The organism is Microbacterium limosum, assembly GCF_036324365.1.
In the GTDB taxonomy this organism is placed as follows: domain Bacteria; phylum Actinomycetota; class Actinomycetes; order Actinomycetales; family Microbacteriaceae; genus Microbacterium; species Microbacterium limosum.
In genome coordinates this window covers 474,768-498,783 of sequence record NZ_CP137080.1, presented here as the reverse complement: position 1 = coordinate 498,783, position 24,016 = coordinate 474,768, and the positions used below count along the sequence as shown (strand labels likewise).

The 24,016-nt window shown below is 72.8% G+C and carries 21 protein-coding genes; 7 read left to right on the top strand and 14 right to left on the bottom strand.

Translation table 11 applies throughout. From position 1 onward, the window contains the following. The first annotated feature begins 6 nt into the window (after positions 1-6). Complete coding sequence (locus RYJ27_RS02470) at positions 7-1,317, top strand: isochorismate synthase (protein ID WP_422732857.1); 1,311 nt, start codon at positions 7-9, stop codon at positions 1,315-1,317. 104 nt (positions 1,318-1,421) lie between these two features. Here RYJ27_RS02470 and RYJ27_RS02465 read toward each other — a convergent pair whose 3' ends face one another. The 3 genes from RYJ27_RS02465 to RYJ27_RS02455 form a co-directional block, all read right to left on the bottom strand. Continuing rightward, positions 1,422-2,282 carry a polyphosphate kinase 2 family protein gene (locus RYJ27_RS02465; RefSeq protein ID WP_330171197.1) on the bottom strand — a complete coding sequence of 287 codons (861 nt, stop codon included), beginning with the start codon at positions 2,280-2,282 and terminating at the stop codon, positions 1,422-1,424. A 63-nt stretch (positions 2,283-2,345) separates the two neighbouring features. Next, on the bottom strand, positions 2,346-4,106 hold the full coding sequence (menD, locus tag RYJ27_RS02460; protein ID WP_330171196.1) for a 2-succinyl-5-enolpyruvyl-6-hydroxy-3-cyclohexene-1-carboxylic-acid synthase: 1,761 nt from the start codon (positions 4,104-4,106) through the stop codon (positions 2,346-2,348). 11 nt (positions 4,107-4,117) lie between these two features. After that, a complete protein-coding gene (locus tag RYJ27_RS02455) occupies positions 4,118-4,537 on the bottom strand; it encodes a PLD nuclease N-terminal domain-containing protein (protein WP_330171195.1) in 420 nt (139 codons plus the stop codon). 90 nt (positions 4,538-4,627) lie between these two features. On the opposite strand from RYJ27_RS02455, the gene RYJ27_RS02450 reads away from it, so the two are divergent. Further along, on the top strand, positions 4,628-4,954 hold the full coding sequence (locus RYJ27_RS02450; RefSeq protein WP_330171194.1) for a DUF4229 domain-containing protein: 327 nt from the start codon (positions 4,628-4,630) through the stop codon (positions 4,952-4,954). Here RYJ27_RS02450 and RYJ27_RS02445 read toward each other — a convergent pair. Continuing rightward, the gene (locus tag RYJ27_RS02445) at positions 4,901-5,878 is read right to left on the bottom strand and encodes a 1,4-dihydroxy-2-naphthoate polyprenyltransferase (protein WP_330171193.1); all 978 of its coding nucleotides are present in this window, start codon (positions 5,876-5,878) and stop codon (positions 4,901-4,903) included. The genes RYJ27_RS02450 and RYJ27_RS02445 overlap by 54 nt on opposite strands. A 187-nt stretch (positions 5,879-6,065) precedes the next feature. On the opposite strand from RYJ27_RS02445, the gene RYJ27_RS02440 reads away from it, so the two are divergent. After that, a complete protein-coding gene (locus tag RYJ27_RS02440) occupies positions 6,066-7,394 on the top strand; it encodes an HNH endonuclease signature motif containing protein (RefSeq protein ID WP_330171192.1) in 1,329 nt (442 codons plus the stop codon). 57 nt (positions 7,395-7,451) lie between these two features. On the opposite strand, the gene RYJ27_RS02435 is transcribed toward RYJ27_RS02440, so the two are convergent. The 3 genes from RYJ27_RS02435 to RYJ27_RS02425 are packed head-to-tail and all read right to left on the bottom strand — an operon-like array spanning position 7,452 to position 10,263. Beyond that, complete coding sequence (locus tag RYJ27_RS02435; RefSeq protein ID WP_330171191.1) at positions 7,452-8,567, bottom strand: AMP-binding protein; 1,116 nt, start codon at positions 8,565-8,567, stop codon at positions 7,452-7,454. Continuing rightward, positions 8,555-9,460 (bottom strand): 1,4-dihydroxy-2-naphthoyl-CoA synthase, encoded by a 906-nt coding sequence (locus RYJ27_RS02430; RefSeq protein WP_330171190.1) that lies wholly within the window; start codon positions 9,458-9,460, stop codon positions 8,555-8,557. Before RYJ27_RS02430 ends, RYJ27_RS02435 begins: the two co-directional genes overlap by 13 nt. Beyond that, the gene (locus RYJ27_RS02425; protein WP_330171189.1) at positions 9,457-10,263 is read right to left on the bottom strand and encodes an LLM class F420-dependent oxidoreductase; all 807 of its coding nucleotides are present in this window, start codon (positions 10,261-10,263) and stop codon (positions 9,457-9,459) included. Before RYJ27_RS02425 ends, RYJ27_RS02430 begins: the two co-directional genes overlap by 4 nt. 34 nt (positions 10,264-10,297) lie before the next feature. On the opposite strand from RYJ27_RS02425, the gene RYJ27_RS02420 reads away from it, so the two are divergent. Further along, the gene (locus tag RYJ27_RS02420; RefSeq protein ID WP_330171188.1) at positions 10,298-11,308 is read left to right on the top strand and encodes an o-succinylbenzoate synthase; all 1,011 of its coding nucleotides are present in this window, start codon (positions 10,298-10,300) and stop codon (positions 11,306-11,308) included. On the opposite strand, the gene RYJ27_RS02415 is transcribed toward RYJ27_RS02420, so the two are convergent. Beyond that, on the bottom strand, positions 11,286-11,930 hold the full coding sequence (locus RYJ27_RS02415) for a TetR/AcrR family transcriptional regulator (protein WP_330171187.1): 645 nt from the start codon (positions 11,928-11,930) through the stop codon (positions 11,286-11,288). The genes RYJ27_RS02420 and RYJ27_RS02415 overlap by 23 nt on opposite strands. Before the next feature lie 118 nt (positions 11,931-12,048). Between RYJ27_RS02415 and RYJ27_RS02410 the strand changes: the two genes are divergently transcribed. Next, on the top strand, positions 12,049-14,847 hold the full coding sequence (locus tag RYJ27_RS02410) for an efflux RND transporter permease subunit (RefSeq protein WP_330171186.1): 2,799 nt from the start codon (positions 12,049-12,051) through the stop codon (positions 14,845-14,847). Further along, positions 14,844-16,844: an ABC transporter permease gene (locus tag RYJ27_RS02405; protein WP_330171185.1), complete on the top strand. Its 2,001-nt coding sequence runs from the start codon at positions 14,844-14,846 to the stop codon at positions 16,842-16,844. The genes RYJ27_RS02410 and RYJ27_RS02405 overlap by 4 nt, the downstream gene beginning before the upstream one ends. A gap of 36 nt (positions 16,845-16,880) precedes the next feature. Here RYJ27_RS02405 and ccsB read toward each other — a convergent pair whose 3' ends face one another. The 6 genes from ccsB to RYJ27_RS02375 are packed head-to-tail and all read right to left on the bottom strand — an operon-like array spanning position 16,881 to position 22,548. Next, entirely contained in the window at positions 16,881-17,900 is a 1,020-nt protein-coding gene (gene ccsB / locus RYJ27_RS02400) for a c-type cytochrome biogenesis protein CcsB (protein ID WP_330171184.1), read from the bottom strand. A 23-nt stretch (positions 17,901-17,923) separates the two neighbouring features. Further along, positions 17,924-19,591: a cytochrome c biogenesis protein ResB gene (gene resB, locus RYJ27_RS02395; protein ID WP_330171183.1), complete on the bottom strand. Its 1,668-nt coding sequence runs from the start codon at positions 19,589-19,591 to the stop codon at positions 17,924-17,926. A gap of 4 nt (positions 19,592-19,595) precedes the next feature. Further along, positions 19,596-20,345: a cytochrome c biogenesis CcdA family protein gene (locus tag RYJ27_RS02390; protein WP_330171182.1), complete on the bottom strand. Its 750-nt coding sequence runs from the start codon at positions 20,343-20,345 to the stop codon at positions 19,596-19,598. Next, positions 20,342-20,923 (bottom strand): TlpA family protein disulfide reductase, encoded by a 582-nt coding sequence (locus tag RYJ27_RS02385; RefSeq protein ID WP_330171181.1) that lies wholly within the window; start codon positions 20,921-20,923, stop codon positions 20,342-20,344. Before RYJ27_RS02385 ends, RYJ27_RS02390 begins: the two co-directional genes overlap by 4 nt. Before the next feature lie 8 nt (positions 20,924-20,931). Then, the gene (locus RYJ27_RS02380) at positions 20,932-21,561 is read right to left on the bottom strand and encodes a histidine phosphatase family protein (protein ID WP_330171180.1); all 630 of its coding nucleotides are present in this window, start codon (positions 21,559-21,561) and stop codon (positions 20,932-20,934) included. Between the two features lie 9 nt (positions 21,562-21,570). Next, positions 21,571-22,548, bottom strand: coding sequence for a DUF368 domain-containing protein (locus RYJ27_RS02375; RefSeq protein WP_330171179.1), 978 nt, complete (start codon positions 22,546-22,548; stop codon positions 21,571-21,573). Positions 22,549-22,668: 120 nt separating this feature from the next. On the opposite strand from RYJ27_RS02375, the gene aspS reads away from it, so the two are divergent. Next, entirely contained in the window at positions 22,669-24,012 is a 1,344-nt protein-coding gene (gene aspS / locus RYJ27_RS02370) for an aspartate--tRNA(Asn) ligase (RefSeq protein ID WP_330171178.1), read from the top strand. Positions 24,013-24,016: the final 4 nt, after the last annotated feature.

The window sequence follows — 24,016 nt, the reverse complement described above, 5'->3', positions numbered from 1 at the left end:
GGAGGGGTGACCGACCCCGCCTCCCCGCGTGCGCGCAGGCTGGTGGTCCACACCCGCGAGACCCCGCACATCGAAGACGTGCTCGCCTACGCCGATCCGGCGCATCCACTGGTCTGGCAGCGCCGCGGCGACGGCTTCGTCGGCATCGGCATGATCACGGCCCTCGAGGTGGGAGGGCGCCGCCCCGAGCCGGAGGAGGGCACCCGCGCCGCCGCCCTCGCTGAGGCGTGGCGTGCGGTGGCCGACGCCGCCGACGTCCGCGACGAGGTGGGCCTCCCGGGCACGGGTCTGATCGGGTTCGGAGCCCTCGCCTTCGCCGACGGCTCGGCATCCACCAGCACCATCATCGTCCCGCGGGCCGTCGTCGGCCGGCGCGACGGCCGCTCCTGGGTCACGACCGTGCGCTGGGCGGATGCCGCGGAGCCCGCGACCGCGCCCGAGCCCCGCGCGTTCGGGCCCTACTGGTCGGCGACACTCGGACCCGGCGTCCTCGACGCTCCGGGCTACCAGGCGGCCGTCCGCGCCGCCCTCGCGGCGATCGGGGAGGGCGAGGTCTCCAAGGTCGTCCTCGCGCGGGACCTCGTCGGCACGGTGCCCGCGGGCGCCGACGTGCGGCGCCTCGTGCGGGCGCTCGCGAGCGGCTACCCGGACGTCTGGACCTTCGCGGTCGACGGGCTCGTGGGCGCGAGCCCCGAGACCCTCGTGACCGTCACGGGCGGCACCGTCACGGCCCGCGTGCTCGCCGGGACGGCCTCGCGGGGCGCCGACGCCGACGCGGATACGCGCGCCTCGCTGGATCTGGCCACGAGCGCCAAGGATCAGGACGAGCATCAGTACGCCGTGCGCAGCGTGCTGGCTTCCCTCCGGCCCCACACCACCGCCCTCGCGTCGGGCGAGACGCCGTTCACGCTGAAGCTCCCGAACGTGTGGCACCTCGCGACCGACATCGAGGGCGAGCTCTCGCACGGGGCATCCGCGCTCGAGCTCGTCGGCGCGCTGCACCCCACGGCGGCAGTGGCCGGCAGCCCCACGCCCGCGGCCCTCGCGGCCATCGAGCGCCTGGAGCCGTTCGACCGGGGCCGCTACGCGGGCCCCGTAGGCTGGATCGACGCCTCCGGTGACGGCGAGTGGGCCATCGCGCTGCGCTGCGCGCAGTTCGGCCCCTCCGCCCAGACCGACGGCCACTCGTGGCAGCTCGAGAAGACCCGGCAGGTCATCGCCCACGCGGGTGCGGGAATCGTCGCCGGCAGCGACCCGGAGTCCGAGCTGCTCGAGACGAGGGTGAAGTTCCGCCCGATCGTCGACGCCCTAGCCTGACCCCCCGCCCCTTCCCCACGCCGAGACACCACATTCGCGTCGACGCACCACACGTCCGATGGTGGTTCGCTGCGGATGTGGTGTCTCGGCGGGGATGGGGAGGGCTACGTCGCCGCTAGGCGCTTCTTCTCCGCCTCGACGTCGTAGGTGGGCGCCGGCCACTGCGGGTCGATCCCCTCGAGCGCGTCGAGCAGCAGCGCCTGCACCGCGAGCCGCGCGTACCACTTCCGGTCGGCCGGCACGACGAACCACGGCGCCGCCTCCGTGGCGGTGCGCTCGAACACGCTCTGGTACGCCGACATGTAGTGGGGCCAGCGCAGGCGCTCGTCGACGTCGCCCGGGTTGTACTTCCAGTGCTTGTCCGGCCGGTCCAGCCGCTCGCGCAACCGGGACGCCTGCTCCTCGTAGGAGATGTGCAGCATGACCTTGACGATGCGGATGCCGCGGGCCACGAGCCCCGCCTCGAACTCGTTGATCGCGTCGAACCGACGCTCGATCTCGGCCTCGTCGGCGAGGCGGTGCACCCGCGCGACGAGCACGTCCTCGTAGTGGGAGCGGTCGAAGACGCCGAGCATCCCGGGCTCCGGGACCCGCTTCTGGATCCGCCAGAGGAAGTCGTGCGCGAGCTCCTCCTCCGTGGGCTTTTTGAAGGCGGCCAGCTGCACGCCCTGCGGGTCGACGCCGCCGACCACGTGGCGGACGATGCCGCCCTTGCCGGCGGTGTCCATCGCCTGCAGCACGAGCAGCACGGCATCCTGCGCGCCTCCCCTGCTGGCCGCGAACAGCCGTTCCTGATACTCCGCGAGCTCCTCGAGCCCCGACTCGAGGTCGGCGCGTCCGTCGTCCTTCATGCCCTCGTAGCCCGGGGTCGACTGCGGATCCCTTCCCGAGAGCACGAAGCCCGAGCCGACCCTGAGCACGTGAGCGGGGTCGGCGGTCCAGTTGTGCTGGCTTTTCGCGGTCATGCGCTCATCCTGCCGCACCGGCGTCGTCGCCGGGCAGGTGGGCACCCGCCGCGACGCGCCGCGTCAGCGCTCCAGCGGAACCTCGATGAGCTGACGGCCGCCCCCGGGCGCCGTCAGCAGCTGGTCGAGCGCCGCCCGCGTCGTGACCCGGTGGTACTCCCAGCCATAGGCGAGCGCGAGGTGCTCGAGCCGAGCGTCGTGGGGCGTGTAGAGCACGCGCGTCATGTCCGCGGCATCCGCGGCGGCGGCCACCTCGAGGCCGTCGAAGATCGTGCCCCCGCCGTCGTTGCCGACGACGACCTGCAGGCGCGGCTCCCGCTCGGCGCCCGGGAGGTGGAGCGCCCCGACGTCGTGGAGCAGGGCGAGATCGCCGAGGACGAGCCGCGTCACGCCCGGTCCGCCGCCCCGTTGGCTCGCCAGCGCGATCCCCGTGGCCGTCGCGACCGTGCCGTCGATGCCCGCGACCCCGCGGTTGGCGTGCACCGGCACCTTCTTGCCCCCGAGCACCTGATCCGCCACGCGCACCAGCCGCGAGGACCCGAAGACGATCCGGTCGTGCGGCCACGTCGCCCTCCAGACGGCGTCGACGAGCGCGGCACGATCGAGCGGGCGCCGCACGGCCGCGAGTTCGGCATCGACCGCCGCGCGCCGCGTCAGGGCGTCGGGGGATGCCAGGGCCTGCGCGTCCGGCGCGGCGGGCGCGAGGTCGACGGCCGCGTCGCGGGATGCGGAGAGCCATGCCCCGAGCCACTCGCGGTCGGGCTGCCCGGCGGCGACGGTGACGGCATCCACGCTCTGCGTGCGGGAGCTGAACGTGACCCGCTCCGCGGGCCCGCGCACGGCGACGACCTCGATGTCCTCACGGGAGAGCAGTGCCGTCACCTCGCGGCTGAGGGTCGGCCGCCCCACCAGGACGACCCGCTCGATGCGGCCCCCGAGCGTCTCGTCGCGCAGGAGGGCACGGTACCCGTGCACGAGATGGCGACCGTAGCGCGCACCGCTGACGACCTCGGCGATGAGCGGCCAGCCGCCCTCGTGCGCGATCAGCTCGGCGTCCGCTCCCGGATCGGCGCCCGCGACGACGACGGTGCGCGGCCCTCGCTCGAGGACGACGGGATCCGCCACGGACCCGGCCGCACCGGCGTCGCCGATGCCCCCGCCGCCCTGGTACAGCGCTCCGGATGCCTCGTCGACGGGCTCCTCGCCGGACTGACGGTCGGGGCGGCCGAACCATCCCGGCAGGGCGCCCGCGAGGGGCTCGCGCACGGGCAGGTTCACGTGCGCGGGCCCGGGAGTGCGGGATCCGCGGCCGGCCGCGGCATCCCACGCATCCGCCGCGATGGCCCGAAAGGTCGCGGATTGCGCGGACGCGCCGGTGTCGTCCGTCTCGTCGGGCACCGGCGCGTCGATGGCATACCTCGCCGCCGGGCCGAACAGCCCCGGCTGACGCGTGGTCTGGTTGGCTCCGACGCCGCGCAGCTCGCCGGGACGGTCGGCGGTCAGCAGCAGCAGCGGAACCCCGGCGTGGTGCGCCTCGAGCGCCGCCGGCAGCAGATTGGCGACGGCGGTGCCCGACGTGCAGACGACGGCCACCGGCCGGCGGGTCTCCCGGGCGATCCCGAGCGCCGTGAAACCCGCGACGCGCTCGTCGATGCGCACGTGCAGGGAGGTCCTGCCCGCGCGCTCCAATGCCGCCGCTGCCAGGGCGAGGGCCTGCGAGCGGGAGCCGGGGCTCAGCACGATGTCGGTCAGCCCGCGGCCGACCAGTTCCGCCAGGAGGGCGGCCATCGCATCGGTCGCCGGGCTCGCCGAAGCGCGCGTCATGACACGGGCGATCAGCCGGCCGACCCGCGGCGCGGGTCGTCGGAGTCGGGATCGGCCTTGCCCGCGGGGGGCGCCGTCGTGTCGGTGGGCTCCGCGGCGGGACCGTCGGGGTCGACGCCCTCGGCGTCGAGCTGGGCCAGCTCCTCCTCCAGGCGCCGGATGCGCTCGTCCTGGTCGCTGATCGAGCCGATGCTGCCGAGGAAGACCGGGTCGTCGTCCGGCGCCCGTCGGGCCGCCGCCGTCTGCCTGCGACCGCGCCCGATGACGAACCAGAGGATGCCGCCGAGCACCGGCAGCACGACGATGATCGCCAGCCACGCCGACTTCGGCACTCCGCGGTGCCGGTTGGGGGGCTGCACCGCGCAGTCGACGATGCTCACGACGTAGAACACGAGCGCAAGGACCGCCAGGATCAGCAGCACGCGGGGCATGCCCCCATCCTAGGCGCGAGCGCGTCGCCGGGGTTCGCGCCCGCACAACTGTGGGCGAGCATCCAGGAGGGGCCGACCTAGGATGAGACGGTGAAACTGCCGCCCGTCCTCGTCTACACGATCCTGCGGCTGCTGGCGTTCCTGGTCCCCCTGGGTCTGCTGTTGCTGCTGCCGATCTTCCGCCAGAACTGGCTGCTGGCGGTGGTCTTCGCGGCCCTCATCGGCTTGAGCCTCTCGCTCATCTTCCTGCGCCGCCCGCTCGAGCAGGTGAGCACCGAGATCCAGGCGCGGCGCCGCCGCCGAGCGGAACGCGACGAGGACGCAGAGGATGCCGAGGCCGATGCGACACCCGCCGGCGACGCCTCAGCCGACGAAGGCCCAGGCGAGCAGGGCGGCGTAGCCGAGCGAGGTCAGTGACGTCAGCGCGAGCGCGGTGACGAGCTCCCGAGGCATCCGGTACGTCCACACGATGAGGATGGCGGGCAGCCCGGCCAGCAGCGCCAGGAGCGTCAGCCACGCGATCGGGTAGAACAGCGCGAGATAGGCGGAGATCGCGAACGGGACCAGCACGAAGACCGTGAAGAGCACCTGGGTCGCGCGCCGCCCGACGAGGACGCTGAGCGTGCGCTTGCCGGCGAGGCGGTCCTGATCGATGTCGCGCAGATTGTTGGCCAGCAGCACCGCGACGGCCAGCACACCGACGGCGACCGCGGCGAACCAGGCCTCCTGCGGGATCGCACCCGCCTGCACCCACGTGGTTCCCACGGTGGCGACGAGGCCGAAGAACACGAAGACGAACACCTCGCCGAGCGCCATGTAGCCGTAGGGCCGCTTGCCGCCGGTGTAGAACCACGCCGCGACGATGCAGGCGGCGCCCACGAGCAGGAGCCACCACTGCTGCGTGCGCACGACGATGGCGAGGCCCGCGAGGGCGGCGAGCGCGAAGAAGACGAGCGACACCGTGAGCACCGCGCGCGGTGCGACCCTGCCGGAGGCGGTCAGCCGGGCGGGGCCAACGCGGTGGTCGTCGGTGCCGCGCACGCCGTCGGAGTAGTCGTTGGCGTAGTTGACGCCGATCTGCAGGAAGACGGCGACCGCGAGGCACGCGAGCGCGATGACCCAGTGGAACAGCCCCCCCGCCAGCACGGCGGCTCCCGTGCCGACGACGACCGGCGCGATCGCGAGGGGGAGCGTGCGCAGCCGCGCCGCGCCGATCCAGTCACGCGCCGTCGCGGGCGCCGGCTTCGCGGGGCCCTTCGCGGGTCGGCGCCCCGCCGGGTGCCCGCCCGTGCGGGGACGGGTGCCGTGGTTCTTGCGCTTCTTCGAGGGGGTGCCTGCCACGAGGCATCATCCTAGGTGTTCTTCCCACGGAGGTTGCGGGCGGGGAGAGCGGGCGGGGGCGTCAGCGGGTGGGGCTGGGGCGGGGCTTTCGAGGATGGGAGATGTCTCACCCGGAAAGTCTCGAACCGGGACCTGCGGGGCCAATCTTCGAATGTCGATGTCGGAGGCCCCGCGTACAGTCTCGAACGTGAAGACGAACGACGGTGACACGCACGACGACGACGTCGCCGATGTCGACGGTGTGGATGCCGTGGCGGCGGCGTTGGCGGCGAGGTACGCGGCGGCGGTCGCGGCGATCGCTGCGGCCGAAGCGCACGCGATGGCGGTGCTGGCCGAAACGCAGACGGTGGGACTGGAGCGGATGGCGGAGATCCCCCGCACCGCGGGCCGGGAGGTCGACCTGCCGCTGCGGGCACTCGCCGCTGAGCTCGGGGCGCATGCCCGACAGCCCGACCGCTCGGTGCAACGCCGGATGGATGACGCCCATACGGTTGTCACCCGGTTCGCGGCCACATGGGAGGCATTGGCCGCAGGGCGGGTATCGGTCGGCCATGTGCGGGCGATCGTGGAGCACGGGGTGAAGCTCACCGACCCCGACATCCGGGCCGCGTTCGAGGGCGAAGCGCTCGAGCGGGCGGTTTCGACGACGCCCGGACGCCTCGGCGCGCAGCTCGCGCGGCTGGTCGAGCAGGTGCAACCCACCACCTTCGCCGAACGGCACCAAGCCGCACGGGAGGGTCGGGGAGTGTGGGTGCGGGATGTCGCCGACGGCATGACCGAACTCTTGCTGCGCGGCCCGGCCGTGCCGGTGCACGGCATCCACGCCCTGATCAGCCAGATCGCCCGCGAGGTCCTCAACGACGGCCACACGAACACCGGTGCGATGGATGCCGCCGACTCCCGAACGATGGATCAGGTGCGTGCCGACGTGCTCACCGAGCTCGTCCTCACCCACCGCATCGACGTGGAGTCGGGTGAGGGCCTCGGCGACGGACACGGCGGACTCGCATCCATCCGCGCGACCGTCAACGTCACCGTCCCCGCCCTCGCACTGGCCGGAGTCACCGAAGACCCCGCCGAACTCGTCGGGCGCACACCGATCGACCTCGACACGGCCCGACTACTCGCCGTGACTGCGCCGGGATGGGAGCGGGTGCTCGCCGACCCCATCACCGGAGGCGTCCTCGCCGTCGATCGATACACCAGAACCGCGGATCTGACCCGATACCTTCGGGTCCGAGATCCACATTGCAGATTCCCCGGGTGTCGCATGCCCACCCACCGGTGCGACATCGACCATGGCCACGACTACGCGCTCGGCGGGCAGACCGACCATCGAAATCTCGCTGCGCTCTGCCGACGACATCACACCGTGAAGGGGGAAACACCCTGGCGGGTGAGACACCATCCCGGCGGCGTCATCGAATGGACCTCACCCGGCGGAGTCAGCTACACCGACACCCCGCCACCGGTCACCGTCGGCTTCGTCCCCGACCTCGAAGACGCGCCCTTCTGACCCCCACCCCGGGCGGCGTCGACCCCGACCGGTAAGCGCCCGCCCTGCGACGAGGGATCATCCCAGGCGGCGCCCGCCGAATCGCTCGCGCAGGGCCACCCGGTCGGGCTTGCCGGAGGCCAGCAGCGGAACGGCCCCGACCCGCACGACCTCCCGCGGGCGCGCCGCCGCCCCGAGCGCACGCTCGACCGCGGCACGGGCGTCGGCCAGGTCGCGCGCGTCCCCCTGGGCCGTCACGACGACGGATGCCTCGCCCCACGTCTCGTCGGCCACCCCGATCACGACGGCGTCGCGCAGCGCGGGCACCGTGTGCACGGCGGCCTCGACGAGGTCGAGGCTGACGTTCACGCCGCCCGAGACGATGACGTTGTCGGCCCGTCCGGTGACCTGCAGCGCTCCGTCCGCCGCGAGCGCGCCGCGATCGCCCGTGCGGTACCAACGCCGCCCGTCCCGCACGGGGAAGGCGGCCGCCGTCGCGGCCGGCTCGCCGACGTACCCGTCCGCGAGCATCTCGCCCGCGACGAGCACCTCCCCCGCCTCGATGCGCAGCATCACCCCGGGCAGCGGGGCCCCGTCGTAGACGCAACCTCCCGCGGTCTCGGTGGAGCCGTAGGTGCGCACGACCCGGATGCCCCGCTCCGCCGCCTCCTCGAGCAGGTCGGGCGGTGTGCGCTGACCGCCCACCAGCACCGCCTCGAAGCGGGCGAGGGCGTCGGGGGCGTCGCGCAGGAGGGCGCGCAGCTGTGCGGGGACGAGGGACGTGTAGGCCGGCGCGCCGGCGGGGAGCGCCGCGGCGGCAGCCGCCACGTCGGCGGCTCCGCCCGACGCGGCCGGCTGCACGGGGGCGCCCGCGAGCGCCGCGCGCACGAGCACCTGGATGCCGGCGATGCGCGACGCGGGGAGCGCCAGCACCCACGCGCCCTCGCCGATGCGCGCGGCCGTGGCGGCGGCGCTCGCCCGCAGGGCCGCCGCCGAGAGCGCGACCCGCTTGGGCACGCCCGTCGATCCGCTCGTCGCGAGCACGAGGGCGGTGCCCGCGGGCAGGGCGTCCCGGTCGAGTCGCGCGGGATCGACCCCCACGACGACGGCGGGGCCCCCGGCATCCATCGCCTGCAGGAGAGCCCCCTGCAGGGCGAGCGGATCGGCCGGGTCGCCCGGGGTCAGTAGTGCCACGGGTACGGCGACCAGTCCGGGTCGCGCTTGTGCAGGAAGGAGTCGCGCCCCTCGACGGCCTCGTCGGTGCCGTACGCCAGGCGGGTCGCCTCCCCCGCGAACACCTGCTGGCCCACCATGCCGTCGTCGACGGCGTTGAAGGCGAACTTCAGCATGCGGATGGCGGTCGGCGATTTCGTGAGGATCGTGCGCGCCATCGCGATCGCCTCGCGCTCGAGCTCGGCGTGGGGCACGACGCGGTTGACGGCGCCCATCTCGTAGGCCCGCTCGGCCGAGTACTCCTCTGCCAGGAAGAACACCTCCCGCGCGAACTTCTGCCCGATCTGGCGCGCGAAGTAGGCGCTGCCGTACCCGGCGTCGAAGGAGCCGACATCGGCATCGGTCTGCTTGAAGCGGCCGTGCTCGGCGCTCGCGATCGACAGGTCGCACACGACGTGGAGGCTGTGTCCGCCGCCCGCGGCCCAGCCGGGGATCACGCCGATGACGACCTTGGGCATGAAGCGGATGAGGCGCTGCACCTCGAGGATGTGCAGCCGCCCCGCCCGCGCGGGGTCGGGGGCGGTCGCCTCGTCGGCCGCGTAGGTGTATCCGTCGCGGCCCCGGATGCGCTGGTCGCCGCCCGAGCAGAACGCCCATCCCCCGTCCTTGGGGCTCGGCCCGTTGCCCGTGAGCAGCACGACACCCACCCGCGGGTCCTGTCGCACGCGGTCGAGCGCGTCGTACAGCTCGTCCACCGTGCGGGGACGGAAGGCGTTGCGCACCTCGGGACGATCGAACGCGATGCGGGCGATCCGCCCGTCGAGGGAGAGGTGCGCCGTGATGTCGGTGTAGGCGTCGGCACCGGGCGCGGTGGCCCACGCGTCGGCGTCGAAGAGCTCGGAGACCATGGTCATGCGCCGGCGGCGTTTCGCTCGTCGCGCCAGCGGAGCCAGCGCTCGACCGATGCCCAGTCGAAGTCGGGCCCTCGCAGCGCGAGCGTGAACAGGCGCACGCCGCTGTCGTACAGGGCGTCGACCTCCTCGTCGCTGCGGCGGGCGATCTCGTTGGAGACGACGAGGCGGCTCGCGTCGCCGCCGTCGCGGGCGGCCCAGTCCTCGATGATCGAGATCTTGCGGGGGAGGTCGTCGGGCCCGACGAAGCTGTGCCAGTAGTCGGCGTGCCGTGCGACGATGCGCAGCGTCTTCTTCTCGCCCGCGCCGCCGATGAGCACGGGGATGCGCCGCGTGGGGGCGGGGTTGAGCACCTCCCACCGCGCCTCGATGCGCGAGAGCCCCGCGGCGAGATCGTCGAGCCGCGAACCCGCCGTGCCGAACTCGTAGCCGTACTCGGTGTAGTCGCGCTCGAACCAGCCCGATCCGGTGCCGAAGATGAAGCGGCCCGTCTCGCCGCCCTTGGCGCTGATGTGATCGATCGTTCGGGCCATGTCCGCCTGCAGGTCGGGATTGCGGTAGCTGTTGCAGTTGACCAGCGCACCGAACTGCACCCGCTCGGTCTGCTCCGCCCACGCCGCCAGCTCGGTCCAGGATTCGAAATGCATGCCGTCGGGATCCCCCGAGAGCGGGAAGAAATGGTCCCAGTTGAAGAGGATGTCCACCCCCATCCCCTCGGCGCGCGCGACCGCCTCGCGGATCGCCGGGTAGGGGGTGTGCTGAGGCTGCAGCTGCACGCCGAGTGTGACGGGGGTCTCGAGAAGCATGCGGCCAGCCTAGAGCCGGGTGCAGGATGGAGGCGTGACTGGCGACACCCCTCCCCCGCCCCCCCTGTCCGAGCTGCGCGAGCGCGCGCAGGTGGTCGCCCTGCCGATGCGCACGCACTTCCGCGGGATCGACGTGCGGGAGGTGATGATCCTGGAGGGCCCCGAGGGGGCGACCGAGTTCTCGCCCTTCCCCGAGTACGGGGATGCCGAGGCATCCGCGTGGCTCGAGGCCGCGATCGACTTCGGGTGGCACCCGGCGCCCGAGCCCCTGCGCGACTCGATCCCCGTCAACGCGACCGTGCCGGCCGTCGCGGCGGACGCCGCCGCGGGGGTGCTGGAGCGTTTCGAGGGCTGCCGGACGGCGAAGGTGAAGGTCGCCGAGCCCGGCCAGCGCCTGGCCGACGACGTCGCGCGCGTGCGGGCCGTGCGCGAGATCATGGGGCCGGAGGGCCGGATCCGCCTCGACGCGAACGGAGCCTGGAACCTCGACGAGGCCGAGCACGCCGTCCACGCCCTCGCGGAGTTCGACCTCGAGTACGTGGAGCAGCCCTGCGCCGGACTCGACGAGCTCGCGGAGCTGCGCCGGCGCATCCGGTACCTCGGCATCCCCGTCGCGGCCGACGAATCGGTGCGCAAGGCCGACGACCCCCTCGCGGTCGCCCGCGCCGGCGCGGCCGACCTGCTCGTGATCAAGGCGCAGCCGCTCGGCGGACCGCGTCGCGCGGCTGCCATCGTCGCCGCCGCGGGCCTGCCGGCCGTTGTCTCGAGCGCCCTCGACTCCTCCGTCGGGCTCGCGATGGGCGCGGCCCTCGCCGCGGCCCTGCCGACGCTCGACTACGACTGCGGCCTCGGCACCGCGGCGCTGCTCGCCGCAGACGTCACCGCCGAGCCCCTGCGCCCCGTCGGCGGCTCGATCCCCGTGCGCCGGGTCGTGCCCGATCCCGCTCTGCTCGACGCGTATGCCGTGGCCGCCGACCGCCGCGCGTGGTGGATCGCGCGCCTGGAGCGGTGCTACGAGGTGCTCACGGCTCGCGCGGCTCGATGATCAGCCGGGCCACGGCCGCGAGCTTCTCGCTCGTGCGCCGGACCGCGCCCGCCTGACCCTCGCCCGACATCACGGCCCGCACGGAGGCAGATTCCCACACCATGAGCATGAGGTCCGCCGCCTCCCGCGCGGGCACCCGGAAACTGATCTGTCCCGCGCGCGCGATGTCGTCGATGATCTGCGCGACGCTCTCGCGCATCTGCTCCTCCTGCGTGAGGTACGCCTCGGCGAGCGCCGGCGAGCGCAGCGCGTGGATGCGGATCTCGCTCATGAGCAGGACGCCCAGCCGGTCCTCGGCCGACATGTCGATGACGCGCTGCACGATCGCCAGCGCGTCGGTCGCGGCGGAGGGGAACGCACCCTGGGACTCGAGCTCGGCCACCCGCGCCCGCACGGCGAGCACGCGCTCGTCGGCCACACGGCCGGCGAGCTCGAGGAACATCTCCTCCTTGGAGTCGAAGTTGGAGTAGAAGGCGCCGCGAGTGAACCCCGCGCGCTCGCACACCGCCTCGACGGATGCCGCGTCCAGCCCCACCTCGGCGAACACCTGCGCCGCGGCATCCAGCAGGCGCTGGCGCGTGTTCTCGCGCCGCCGCGTCGGGGCCACCGTCTCGTCGCTCATCGTTCCCTCGATTCACACCGCGCGCCCAGCCTTGCGGGGCGACCGACCCATACGATACACCTGTGTATCGGATACAGCGCCGTATCGTCCTCGATGCATCCGTCTCACAGGAGGCTCCGTGTCCACTCTCCTCTATTCGCTCGGCCGCTGGTCCTTCCGCCACGCGTGGCGCGTGCTCATCGGCTGGCTGCTCGTCGTGGGGCTCGCGGGCGGCGGCGCGGTGCTGTTGGGGCAGGGCACCGACAACTCCTTCTCGATCCCCGGCACGGAGGCGCAGGAGGGCCTCGAGCAGCTGAGCCGCACCTTCCCCCAGGCCTCCGGCACGAGCGCGCAGTTCATCGTCGTCGCCGCCGAGGGCGACCGGGTCGACGAGGAGCCCTACTCGGGCGCCATCGCCGATGCCATCGCGGCACTCGAGGACATCGACGGAGTACTCGCCGTCACGGACCCGTTCGACGAGATGGTCTCGGGGCTCGTCACGGAGGATGCCTCCGCGGCGATCGTGCGGCTGCAGTTCGACGGACAGGCGACCGACGTGCCCGCGGCCGCCAAGACGGCCCTCGAGGACGAGGTGGCCGTGCTGGAGGACGCCCTGCCCGAAGGATCGCAGGCGGCCCTCGGAGGCGACCTGTTCTCGACGTCGGTGCCGGGCGTGACGATCACCGAGGTCGTGGGCCTCATCATCGCCCTGCTCGTGCTGATCGTGACGTTCCGCTCTTTCGTCGTGGCGGGCCTGCCGCTCCTGACGGCGCTCATCGGCGTCGCGCTGTCGATGGCCCTCATCTTCTTCGCGACGGTGTTCGCCCCGATCTCCTCCACGACACCGTTGCTGGCCCTCATGCTCGGGCTCGCGGTCGGCATCGACTACGCCCTGTTCATCGTCGCGCGCCACCAGGACCAGGTGCGGGCCGGCGTCGATCCCGAGGAGTCGGTCGCCCGCGCCACCGGGACGGCGGGCTCCGCGGTCGTCTTCGCCGGCATCACCGTCCTGATCGCGCTCGTCGGGCTCTCGTTCGCGAACATCCCGTTCCTCACCACGATGGGAATCGCCGCCGCCGTGGCCGTCGCGATCGCCGTCGCCGTCGCGATAACCCTCACCCCCGCGATGCTGGGCTTCATAGGCTCCCGCGTGCGCGGGCGGATGCCGCAGGCCCCGAAGGCGGGGGGCGGTCGGGCGGCCCCGGCATCCGCCCCGCGCGAGAACCGCTGGGTGCGCACGGTGACACGGCATCCGCTCGTGACGACGCTCGCCGTCGTCATCGGTCTCGGGGTCGTCGCGATCCCGTCGGGGAGTCTCGCGCTCGCCCTCCCCAACGCCGGTGTGCTGCCGGAGTCCTCGCAGGCGCGCGTCAACTACGACCTGACGGCCGAGGAGTTCGGCCCCGGGTTCAACGGCCCCCTCGTGATGACCGGCACGATCGTGACCTCGACCGACCCGCTCGGGCTCATGGAGGACCTCGCCGCCGAGATCGAGCGCGTGCCGGGCGTCGAGGAGATCGCCCTGGCGACCCCGAACGAGACGGCCGACACCGGCATCATCCAGATCATCCCCGAGACCGCGCCGGATTCGCCCGAGACCGCCCAGCTGGTGCGCGACCTCCGCGCCGAGGCGGAGCGCATCTCGGACGAGTACGGCATCGACCTCGTCGTCACAGGGTTCACTGCCGTGGGCATCGACATCTCCGACAGGCTCGGCGAGGCGCTGATCCCCTTCGGCGTCTTCGTCGTGGGCCTGTCCTTCCTGCTGCTGATGATCGTCTTCCGCTCGATCGCGGTGCCGCTGACCGCGGCCCTCGGCTACCTCCTCTCGGTCGCCGCCGCGTTCGGCGTCGTCGCGGCGGTGTTCGAGTGGGGCTGGTTCGCCGACCTCCTGCACGTCGCCCGCGTGGGCCCCGTGATCAGCTTCATGCCGATCGTGCTGATGGGCGTGCTCTTCGGGCTCGCGATGGACTACCAGGTGTTCCTCGTCACGCGCATGCGCGAGGACTTCGTCCACGCCCGCCGCGACGGCCGCACGGCGCGCCGGATCGCCGTCGACGCCGTCCGGTCGGGCTTCACGGCGTCGGCCCGCGTCGTCACGGCGGCCGCGCTCATCATGTTCGGCGTGTTCGCCGCGTTCGTGCCCGAGGGCGACTCCTCCATCAAACCCATCGCCCTGGGACTCGCGGTCGGCATCGCCGTCGACGCCTTCCTCGTGCGCATGACCCTCATCCCCGCCCTCATGGCGCTGCTCGGAGACAAGGCGTGGTGGATGCCGCGGTGGCTCGAGCGCACCCTGCCCGTGCTCGATGTCGAGGGCGACGCCGTGCGCCGCGAGCTCGAGCTCGCCGACTGGCCCGAGCCCGGCTCCACCGCCGCCGTCGTGGGCGAGGGCGTCGCGGTGCGTGACGACGAGCGAACCGTCTTCTCGGGTGCGACCTTCCGCGTCGAGCCGGCGGGCACCCTGCTGGTGTCGGGGGCGGATGCCGCGGCATGCCGTGTCTTCCTGCTCACGCTCGCGGGGCGCATCCCCCCGAGCGAGGGCCTGCTGAAGGTCGGCGGCCACCTGCTGCCCGGCCGGGCGGCGTGGGTGCGCGCCCACGTGGGAGTGGCCCTGCTGGGCGGCTCCGACGCCCCGCTCGCCGAGCTGCGCGCCGCCCTCGCGGGCTCGCCGCGCACGGTCGTCGTCGACGGGCTCGACGCCCTCTTCGAACCGGGCCTGCGCGACCAGGCGGCGGCGCTGCTGCGCGACGCGGGCGATGTGACGCTCGTCGCGTCGGCCCGGCGCGAGGCGCCCGCGCTCGCCCTCCTGAGCGACGCTCGACGCAGGGACGTGGCCGGGCTGACCCTCGCGGCCGACCCACCCTCCGCGGCCCCTCCCGCCGCCGCGGCTCCCGCATCCCCCTTCCCCACGACCTCCACCGAGGTGATCGCATGACCCTGCCCATCGAACGCGCGCGTTCTCGCAAGCCCGTCACGTGGCTGACCGTGCTGGGGGTCCTCCTGCTGCCGGCGGTGCTCGGCGGCATCCTCGTCTCGGCCCTGTACAATCCCACCGAGCGGCTCGACGCCATGACCGCGGCGATCGTGAACGAGGACGAGGCGGTCGAGATCGACGGGCAGTTCACGCCCCTCGGCCGCCAGCTCTCGGCGGGACTGGTCGAGGGCTCCGACGACGTCGAGTCGAACCTGACGTGGGTGCTCTCCAACGCCGACGACGCCGCCGAGGGCCTCGAGGACGGCGCCTACCAGGCGGTCGTGACGATCCCCGCGAACTTCTCCGCCGCGGCGACCTCGTCGGGGCAGTCCCTCGCGGCGACGGGGGCGGATGCCGCGAGCGTCACGGCCCAGCGCGCCGTGATCGAGGTCTCCACCCCGCCCGATGCCCTCATCGTCGACGACGCCATCACGGCGCAGATCACGCAGACCGCCGCCGCCGTGCTCGGCGAGCAGCTGTCGTCCCTCACGCTCGAGAACGTCTTCCTCGGCTTCACGACGATCGGAGACCAGCTCGGCGAGGCCGCCCTCGGCGCATCGCAGCTCGCGACGGGCACGGAGGAGGCTGCGGCGGGCGCTGCGGAGCTGCCGGGCGGCGTCGCGCAGCTCGGCGAGGGGGCATCCGGCCTCGCCTCGGGGGCGGGCTCGCTCGCGGGCGGTCTCCGCACGATCGCGGACGAGACCCGCGGGGCGGGCGACGGCGCGCGGCAGATCGCTGACGGCGCGAACGCCGGCGCCGCCCAGCTGGAAGCTCAGGGCCTCGTGCCGCAGCAGCTGATCGACGGCACGACCGAGCTGGAGCAGGGCGCCCTCGGTGCCGCCCAGGCTGCCGGCGGCGCCGCCACGACCGTGACGGGCCTCGTGGCTCGCTGCGAGAACCCCGTCGACGACCCCGACTTCTGCGCCGAGCTCGCGCAGGCCGCGCAGCAGACGGAGATCGCCTCTCAGGCCGTCGGAGCCGTCGCCACCGGCGCGTCGTCGACGCGCATCGGGCTCGAGCAGTTCGATGCCGGCGCGACGTCGCAGATCGCGGGCCAGTTCCGCCAGCTCGGCTCGGGCGTCGGTCAGATCGCCGGCGGGCTCGACCAGCTCGCGGGCGGCGTCGACCAGTCGGCCTCCGGCGCGGCGCAGCTGCAGTCCGGCGCGAACCAGCTCGCGGGCGGGCTCGCCGAGCTGCAGACGGGCACCGAGGAGCTCGCGACCGGCCTGGGCGAGCTCGCCGGGGGCTCGCGGGAGCTCGCGGACGGCCTCGCCGAGGCATCCTCGTCGCTGCCCTCCTACACCGACACCGAGGCGCAGAATCTCGCCGAGGTCGTGAGCGATCCCGTCGCGGCCGACGGGGTGGGCACCTCGCTGTTCGGGGCGTCGGCGATCCCGCTGCTGTCGATGCTCGTGCTGTGGTTCGGCGCCCTGGCTACCTTCGTGGCGCTCGGCGCGCTGACAACGCGGGCCCTGACTGCCCGGAGGCCGTCGGCGGTGCTCGCGCTGCGCTCGTTCGCCCCCGCCGCCCTCATCGGCGCCGTGCAGGGCGTTCTCGTCGCCGCGGTCGTGCAGCTGGCAGCCACGTACACGTGGGGCGAATGGTTCGGCTTCGCCGGCGTCGCCGTGCTCGCCGGCGTGGCGTTCGCTGCCGTCAACCAGGCGCTCGTCGCGGTCTTCGGCGGCGCCGGCCGGTGGATCGCCGCGATCGTGGGCGTGCTCGCGATGGCCACCGGCGTCGTCTCGACCGTGCCGGGCGTGCTCGCCACGGTCGCGGGGCTCATGCCCACCTCACCCGCCTACCACGCGATGCTCGGCGCCCTCGCGGGCATCGAGGGTGTGGGCGCGGGGGTCGCGGCGCTGCTCATCTGGTCGCTGCTCGCGCTCGTCGCGACGACCCTGGCGGTGGCCCGGCGACGCACGACCTCCGCACGCGCGGCGCTCGCGGCATCCGCCTGATCCCGCCCGGGCGCCCCGGAGGGCGGGTGCTGCGGCTCAGTTGAGGCCGGAGTACGAGTGCAGACCCTTGAAGAAGATGTTCACGACGGTGAAGTTGAACATCACGGCCGCGAAGCCGATGATCGACAGCCACGCCGAACGGTTGCCGCGCCACCCGCGGGTCGCCCGCGCGTGGATGTAGCCGGCGTAGAGCACCCAGATGACGAAGGTCCACACTTCCTTGGTGTCGAAGCCCCAGTAGCGGCCCCACGCGTCCTGCGCCCAGATCGAGCCCGCGATGAGGGTGAAGGTCCAGAAGATGAAGCCGATGATCGCGAAGCGGTACGCGAGGCTCTCGAGGCTCTCGGCGGTGGGCAGCGTGCGGAGGAAGCGCATGCGGTCGCGGCCCGCCTCGGCGTCGGCGACGGCGTTCGCCTCGCGACGCGCCTGCATGAGCTGCAGCACGCTGAGCGCGAAGGCGAGGGCGAAGAAGGCCGTCGCGAGCGAGGCGACGAAGACGTGGATGACGAGCCACACCGACTTCAGCGGGTCCATGAGCGGCACGACCTCGACGTAGAGGCCGCCGAGCATGACCCCCGCGAGCAGCACGACGATGAGCCCCGTGACGAACGTGCCGAGGAAGCGCAGGTCGTAGCGGAAGAGCACCCCGAGATACACCGCCACGATGAGGAGCGTGCCCGTCATCGCGAACTCGTACATGTTCGACCAGGGCACGCGCTCCGCCTCGATGCCGCGCAGCACCGTGGCGACGAGGTGGAAGAGGAAGGCCAGCACGGTCAGCGACGTGCCGATGCGCGCCCAGACCTGCCGGGGGCGACGGATCGGCCCCGAAGCCGAGGCGCCGGATGCCGCGGGGCGCGCCGAAGAGCCGCCGACCGACGCCCCCACGAGCTCGCGTTCGGCCACCCGCGCCGCGTCCTTGGCCGTCGCGGCGTCGGCGGAGCGCCTGGCGAGGTCGAACGCGTAGGCGACGAACGCCAGGGCGTAGATCGCGATCGCCGTCCAGATGCTGAGGATCGAGACGGCGTCGAGCGAGAGGGACTCGGTGGCGGGCATGTCTTCCAGTCTATGTCGCGGGATTATGCGTCAGCCGGGGCGCCCGCACGTGCGCGCAGGTGCCGACCCGCCAGCTGCGAGACGGCGACGGCGAGCCCCGGGTCCTCGCCTCGGGCCAGACCGGCGTACTCCAGGACGAGCTCGGGACCGGCGGCGCCGTCGGCATCCACCCTCGCCTTCACCCACATGCGCCGGCGCGGCACGAACAGGGCCGTCAGCAGGCCGAGCAGGGCCAGCACGGCGAACGCCAGCACCCACGGCGCCGAGACGTCCCGGTGCACCTGCAACGACGCGAAGCGCTTGACGGTGTCGTCCTCGGCGCCTGCGGCCTGGTTCTCGAACGTGACGGTCCCCCAGCCGTTGGGCAGGTCGGCCGTCTGCCCGGGGGCGAGCTCGATCGACTCCGTGCCCGTGTCGCCGCCGGTGAGCTGCTCCATGCCATCGGTGGAGAGCGCGTACACCGATCGCGGGGTGCCGTCGTCGATGCCGAGGTCGCCCGCGAAGACGTTGAGGGTGATGACCGGGTTGATCAGGTCGGGGAAGATCGAGGTGTACGCCCCCGAGGCGAGCGTGCCCTGCGTCGGATACAGGAAGCCGACCAGCCCCAGCTGCTCGGGCATGCCGTCGGGGATCTTCAGGATCCCCAGCGAGGTCATGTTGGCATCCTGCGGCAGGAACGGCTGCGACTCGCTGAAGACGACCTCGCCCTCGGCATTGCGCACCGTGATCGTCGGTGCGTACCCGTTGCCCAGCAGGTACACCTGGTCGCCGTTGATGCGCAGCGGATGGTTCACCCGCACCTCGTCCGGGCGGGGATCCTCGCCGGCGACGCGGGTCGTGACGACGGCGGCGAAGTCGCCCGCCTGGCCCGCCGCGGTGGTGCCGGGCGCCTCGTAGGTGACCTCGAACTCGTCGAGGGTGAGGGCGTAGGGCGACAGGTTCGTGCCGTCGACGAAGCGACCCGGGTTGAAGGACGAGTACTCGCCCAGCGTGTTCACGAAGGTGGTGCCCTCCACGACGACCCGCTGACCGGTGTAGGCGAACCCGCCGCCGAAGCCGACGGCGATGAGCACGCCGACGAGCGAGGCGTGGAAGACGAGGTTGCCGGTCTCGCGCAGGTATCCGCGCTCGGCCGACACCGACCACGTGCCGCGGTCGTCATAGCGCTCGACGCGGTACCCGCCGCGGCGAAGCTGGGCCGTGGCGTCGTCGATGGCGCGGGATGCCGCGGCCTCCGGATCGGTGCCCGCGGGCACCGGCACGCGGTGTTCCTCGTGGTCGGCGAGCCGCGACAGGCGCACGGGCGTGCGGGGCGGGCGGGAGCGCAGGGCCTTCGCGTGGTGCTGCGTGCGGGGGATGACGCAGCCGATGAGCGAGATGAACAGCAGCAGGTAGATGGCCGAGAACCACGCCGACGTGTAGACGTCGAACATCTGGATACCGTCGAGCACGGGCGCGAGCTCGGGGTGGTCGCGGAAGTACTGCGTCACGCCGTTGGGGTCGGCGCTGCGCTGCGGCACGAGGGATCCGGGGATCGCCGCGATCGCGAGCAGCAGCAGGAGCAGCAGGGCGGTGCGCATGCTCGTCAGCTGCCGCCACCCCCACCGCACCCAGCCGGAGAGCCCGAGCCGGGGCTGTTCGACGTCGGTGCCGTCGGCGTGATCCGACGGCCGCAGCGGGTCGGATGTCATCTGGTCAGAGCGGGAGTTCGACACCGCCGATCACCGCCCCCAGCTGCGACATGAGTCGACCCCACACGCCCGTGACCATGAGCAGGCCCAGGGCGATCAGCAGGGCGCCTCCGATGATGTTCACGACGCGGATGTGGCGGCGCAGGAACCCCACCGACCGCGTCGCCCAGCCGAGCCCGAGCGCCAGCAGCACGAACGGGATGCCGAGGCCGGCGGAGTAGGCGAGGCCCAGCAGCGCCGCGCGCCCCGGGTCGCCGAGGTTCCACGAGATGGAGAAGATCGCCGCGAGCGTGGGCCCGATGCAGGGCGTCCAGCCGATGCCCATCGCGATGCCGAGCAGAGGCGCGCCCACGAGGCCCACGCGGGAGGACACGCGAGGGCGCGAGGTGCGCTGGGCGATGCCGAAGAGCCCGATGAAGACGAGGCCGAGGAGGATGATCACGACCCCCATGACGCGGATGATCGGATCGGCGTATCGGATGAAGAAGCCGCCGACGGTGCCCCCGAGCACGTTGACCGTCATGAACACCAGGGTGAATCCCGCGATGAACAGCAGCACGCCGCCCAGCAGCCGTCCGCGCCCGACGGTCGCGGTGCCCGAGCGGCGCGGCGCGACCGCCCCGCCGATGAACCCCAGGTATCCCGGCACGAGAGGCAGCACGCAGGGGGAGAGAAAGGAGACCAGGCCCGCGGCGAGGGCGATCGGCAGGGCGAGCCACAGCGCGCCGTCGACGACGGCCAGGCCCGGGTTCACGCGCTCTCCGCGACGACGCCGGCGACGAGCGTGTCGAGGATCGACGCCGACTCGAGCTGTCCGATGATGCGCGCGGCGACTCGGCCCTCGGCATCCAGCACGAGAGTCGTGGGCGTCGCCTGGATGGGCGTCGCCTGCGCGAACGCGAACGAGACGGCCTTTTCTTCGATGTCGATCACGCTCGGGTAGCTGATGCCGTTCTCCACGGCGAACGAGCGGGCGGTCGCGGGCTGGTCGTAGATGTTGACGCCGAGGAACTGGACACCCTGGCCCTCGTGCTCCTGCCACACCTGTTCCAGCAGCGGCGCCTCGGCGATGCACGGCCCGCATGCGGCGTACCAGAAGTTCACCACCGTGACCTCGCCCGCGAGATCGTCGCTCGAGACGGCGTCGCCGTGCTCGGTGACGCCCTCGAACACCACCGGCTCGCCGCGATCGGCCTCGGCGATCTCGACCACCTGGAACTCGCCCGCGATGAAGCCCTTGTCGTTGCCCTCGCGGTACTGCTGCGCGAGATCGTCGTTGACCGAGCACGCGGTCAGGCCGAGCGCGAGCAGGGCCGCCGTCGCGGCCGCCATGACCCGCCTCATACCGCCCCCACGTCCACGGCGCCGGCCAGGTCGGAGGGCTCGGCGTAGGAGACCTCTCTCCAGCGGCCGTCCTCGCGCGCGAAGCTTGTGACGCTCGAGAGCGCGCACCGGCGTCTGCGCGGATCATGACGCAGCGGCTCGCCCGCGACGGCCAGGTGCGTGACCCAGATCGGCAGCTGGTGGGAGACGACGACGACGTCGCCGGATGCCGCGGCATCCCAGGCGGCGTTCATCGCCTGCCGCATGCGCGACACGACGTGCGCGTAGGGCTCGCCCCAGCTGGGCAGGTCGCGATCGCGCAGGTGTCGCCAGTTGAGCGGATTCGCGAGGGCGCGGCTCATGCGCCGGCCCTCGAAGACGTTGGTCGGCTCGATCACCCGGTCGTCGATGACGGGCTCGAGCCCGAAGATCTCGGTGAACGGCTCACTCGACTCGCGGGCGCGCTCGAGCGGCGACGACACCAGCGCCGCGACGGGGCGCCCCTGCTGCTCGACGTGCTCGGCGGCGCGGCGCGCCATGTCGCGGCCATCGGCGCTCAGTCGGTAACCGGGAATGCGGCCGTAGAGGATGCGCCGCGGGTTGTCGACCTCACCGTGGCGAACGAGATGGAGGCGATCGGCGGGCACCCGCACAGTTTACGGGGCCGGGATCTGGACGGCCTCTGAGAGCCGCCGCGCGTAGGCGCGTTCGACGAGGATGAGCGCCACCACGACGCCCGCCCCGAGCACCGCGAAAAGGATCGGCGCTAGCACGGGCTCGGTGGGCAGGACGGGCACCCCCGTCGCCGAGGATTCGCCGGACTCGCCGACCTGCCAGGGCCACAGGGCCCGCAGCGAGCCGAGCATGAGGCCCGCCATCGCCAGCAGGGTGAGGCGCCGGTGTGCGTCCAGCAGCCACTTCATGACCCGCACGATCGTCACGAGACCCAGGAGCGCGCCGGCGGCGAAGACGGAGATGTAGCCGAGATCGCGCTGGTCGACGGCGACGAGCGTCGGCGAGTACAGCCCGACCGCGAGGAGGAAGAAAGACCCCGAGACGCCCGGGACGACGAGCGCGCACACGGCGATCGCGGCGGCCACGAAGACGAACCACAGCGGCGGCTCGACCGCCGTGCCTCCGCCCGCGAGCCCGACGAGCAGGAAGGCGCCCGCGGCCGCCGCGAGGAAGACGAGCAGGCCCGCCGCCCGCGACGAGCGGCTGCGCACCACGCGCGGCACGAGACCGATCGGCACGGCGATGCTCGCGGCGACGAGCCCGAAGAACAGCCCGCGGGATTCCTCGGGGTACGCCGCGACGAGACCCTCGATCGGGCCGGCGAGCGTGAGCACGATCGTCGCCATGCCCACGAGGAGGGGCACGATCAGCCAGCCGTCCACCCGGCGGATCTCGGCACGGAAGCCCGCCAGCCGGCCCGGCCCCCACAGCAGCGCCTTCACGGCGGAGACGACGGCGGCGGCGGAGCCGATGAGCCGCTCGTACACACCCGTGATGAGGGCGATGGTGCCGCCGGAGATGCCCGGCAGCAGCTCGGCCGTGCCGATGAGGGCACCGCGCAGGGCGTTGGCGAGGATCAGGAGCGGGGAGCGGCGGGGCGGCGCAGCGGGCGTCGTCATGCCTTCAGGCTACGCGGGTCGGGGGTCGCGGACCCGCGATGGCCCGTGAGCGAGACCACCCAGTCGATCTGAGCGCCCGCCGCATCGGGCGTGGCGGGGGCGCACGTAGACTGGGCGCTCGTGAGCGAACGCGTCCTGGTCAAGCAGCTTCAGTCCCTTCCCGACGGCCCCGTCGAGGTGTCCGGGTGGGTCGAGACCGTCCGGGATCAGAAGAAGGTGCAGTTCGTGATCCTGCGCGACGAGACGGGCGCGGTGCAGCTGGTCAACCCCGCCACGCGCGAGCTGGCCGAGGGCGCGGATGCCGGGGCATCCGCCGCGCTCGCGCTGACCGAGACCATCTCGGCCCTCGCGACCGGCACCTTCCTGACGGTACGGGGGCACCTCAAGCACGACGAGCGCGTCAAGCTCGGCGGCGTCGAGGTGAAGATCGCCGGGCTCGAGATCGCCGCGGAGGCGCTGCCCGAGACCCCGATCGCGGCGGACTCCTCGATGGACAAGCGCATGGACTGGCGCTTCCTCGACCTGCGCCAGGCCCGCAACAACCTCATCTTCCGCGTGCAGACGACCCTCGAGCACGCGATGCGCTCCTACTGGGTCGAGCGAGACTACATCGAGATGCACTCCCCCAAGCTCATGGCGAGCCCGTCGGAGTCCAACGCCGAGCTGTTCTCGCTCGAGTACTTCGAGGACAAGACGGCGTACCTCGCGCAGAGCCCTCAGTTCTTCAAGCAGATGGCGCAGTCCGCCGGCTTCGGCAAGGTGTTCGAGATCGCGCCCGCCTTCCGCGCCGACCCGTCGTTCACGAGCCGCCACGCGACCGAGTTCACCTCGATCGACGCCGAGATCAGCTGGATCGACTCCCACGAGGACGTCGCCCGGATGCAGGAGGAGCTGCTGCAGACCGCGATCCAGGCGGTCAAGGACAAGCACGGCGACGAGATCGCGGAGCTGTTCGGCATCGAGGTGCAGGTCCCCGCCATCCCGTTCCCGCGCATCCCGCTCGCCGAGGCGCGCGAGATCGTGGCGGCCCGCGGCTACGAGATCCCCCGCACCGACGGCGACCTCGACCCCGAGGGCGAGCGCCAGATCTCCGCCCACGTCGAGGAGACCTACGGCCACCAGTTCGTCTTCATCACCGACTACCACCCCGAGATCCGCGCGTTCTACCACATGCGCGACGCCGAGACCGGCCTCACCAAGAGCTACGACCTGCTGTTCAAGGGCGTCGAGATCACGACGGGCGCGCAGCGCGAGCACCGCGTCGACGTGCTCGTCGAGCAGGCGAAGGAGAAGGGGCTCGACCCCGAGCACCTCGACTTCTACCTCGACTTCTTCCGGTACGGTGCCCCGCCGCACGGCGGCTTCGGCATGGGTCTGGCACGACTGCTCATGCTGCTGCTCGGCGAGTCGTCGATCCGCGAGGTCACGTACCTCTTCCGCGGTCCGACGCGCCTCGCCCCGTAGGCGT

Coding starts and splice junctions, on each gene's coding strand:
- menD (WP_330171196.1), bottom strand. CDS start 4,106: ATGACGCGCGCTTCGGCGAGCCCGGCGACCGATGCGATGGCCGCCCTC.
- RYJ27_RS02385 (WP_330171181.1), bottom strand. CDS start 20,923: ATGGCGGCCGCGACGGCGGCCCTGCTCGCGCTCGGCCTGACCGCGTGC.
- RYJ27_RS02415 (WP_330171187.1), bottom strand. CDS start 11,930: ATGAGCGACGAGACGGTGGCCCCGACGCGGCGGCGCGAGAACACGCGC.
- RYJ27_RS02425 (WP_330171189.1), bottom strand. CDS start 10,263: ATGCTTCTCGAGACCCCCGTCACACTCGGCGTGCAGCTGCAGCCTCAG.
- RYJ27_RS02405 (WP_330171185.1), top strand. CDS start 14,844: ATGACCCTGCCCATCGAACGCGCGCGTTCTCGCAAGCCCGTCACGTGG.
- RYJ27_RS02455 (WP_330171195.1), bottom strand. CDS start 4,537: ATGCCCCGCGTGCTGCTGATCCTGGCGGTCCTTGCGCTCGTGTTCTAC.
- RYJ27_RS02430 (WP_330171190.1), bottom strand. CDS start 9,460: ATGACCATGGTCTCCGAGCTCTTCGACGCCGACGCGTGGGCCACCGCG.
- ccsB (WP_330171184.1), bottom strand. CDS start 17,900: ATGCCCGCCACCGAGTCCCTCTCGCTCGACGCCGTCTCGATCCTCAGC.
- RYJ27_RS02375 (WP_330171179.1), bottom strand. CDS start 22,548: ATGACGACGCCCGCTGCGCCGCCCCGCCGCTCCCCGCTCCTGATCCTC.
- resB (WP_330171183.1), bottom strand. CDS start 19,591: ATGACATCCGACCCGCTGCGGCCGTCGGATCACGCCGACGGCACCGAC.
- RYJ27_RS02465 (WP_330171197.1), bottom strand. CDS start 2,282: ATGACCGCGAAAAGCCAGCACAACTGGACCGCCGACCCCGCTCACGTG.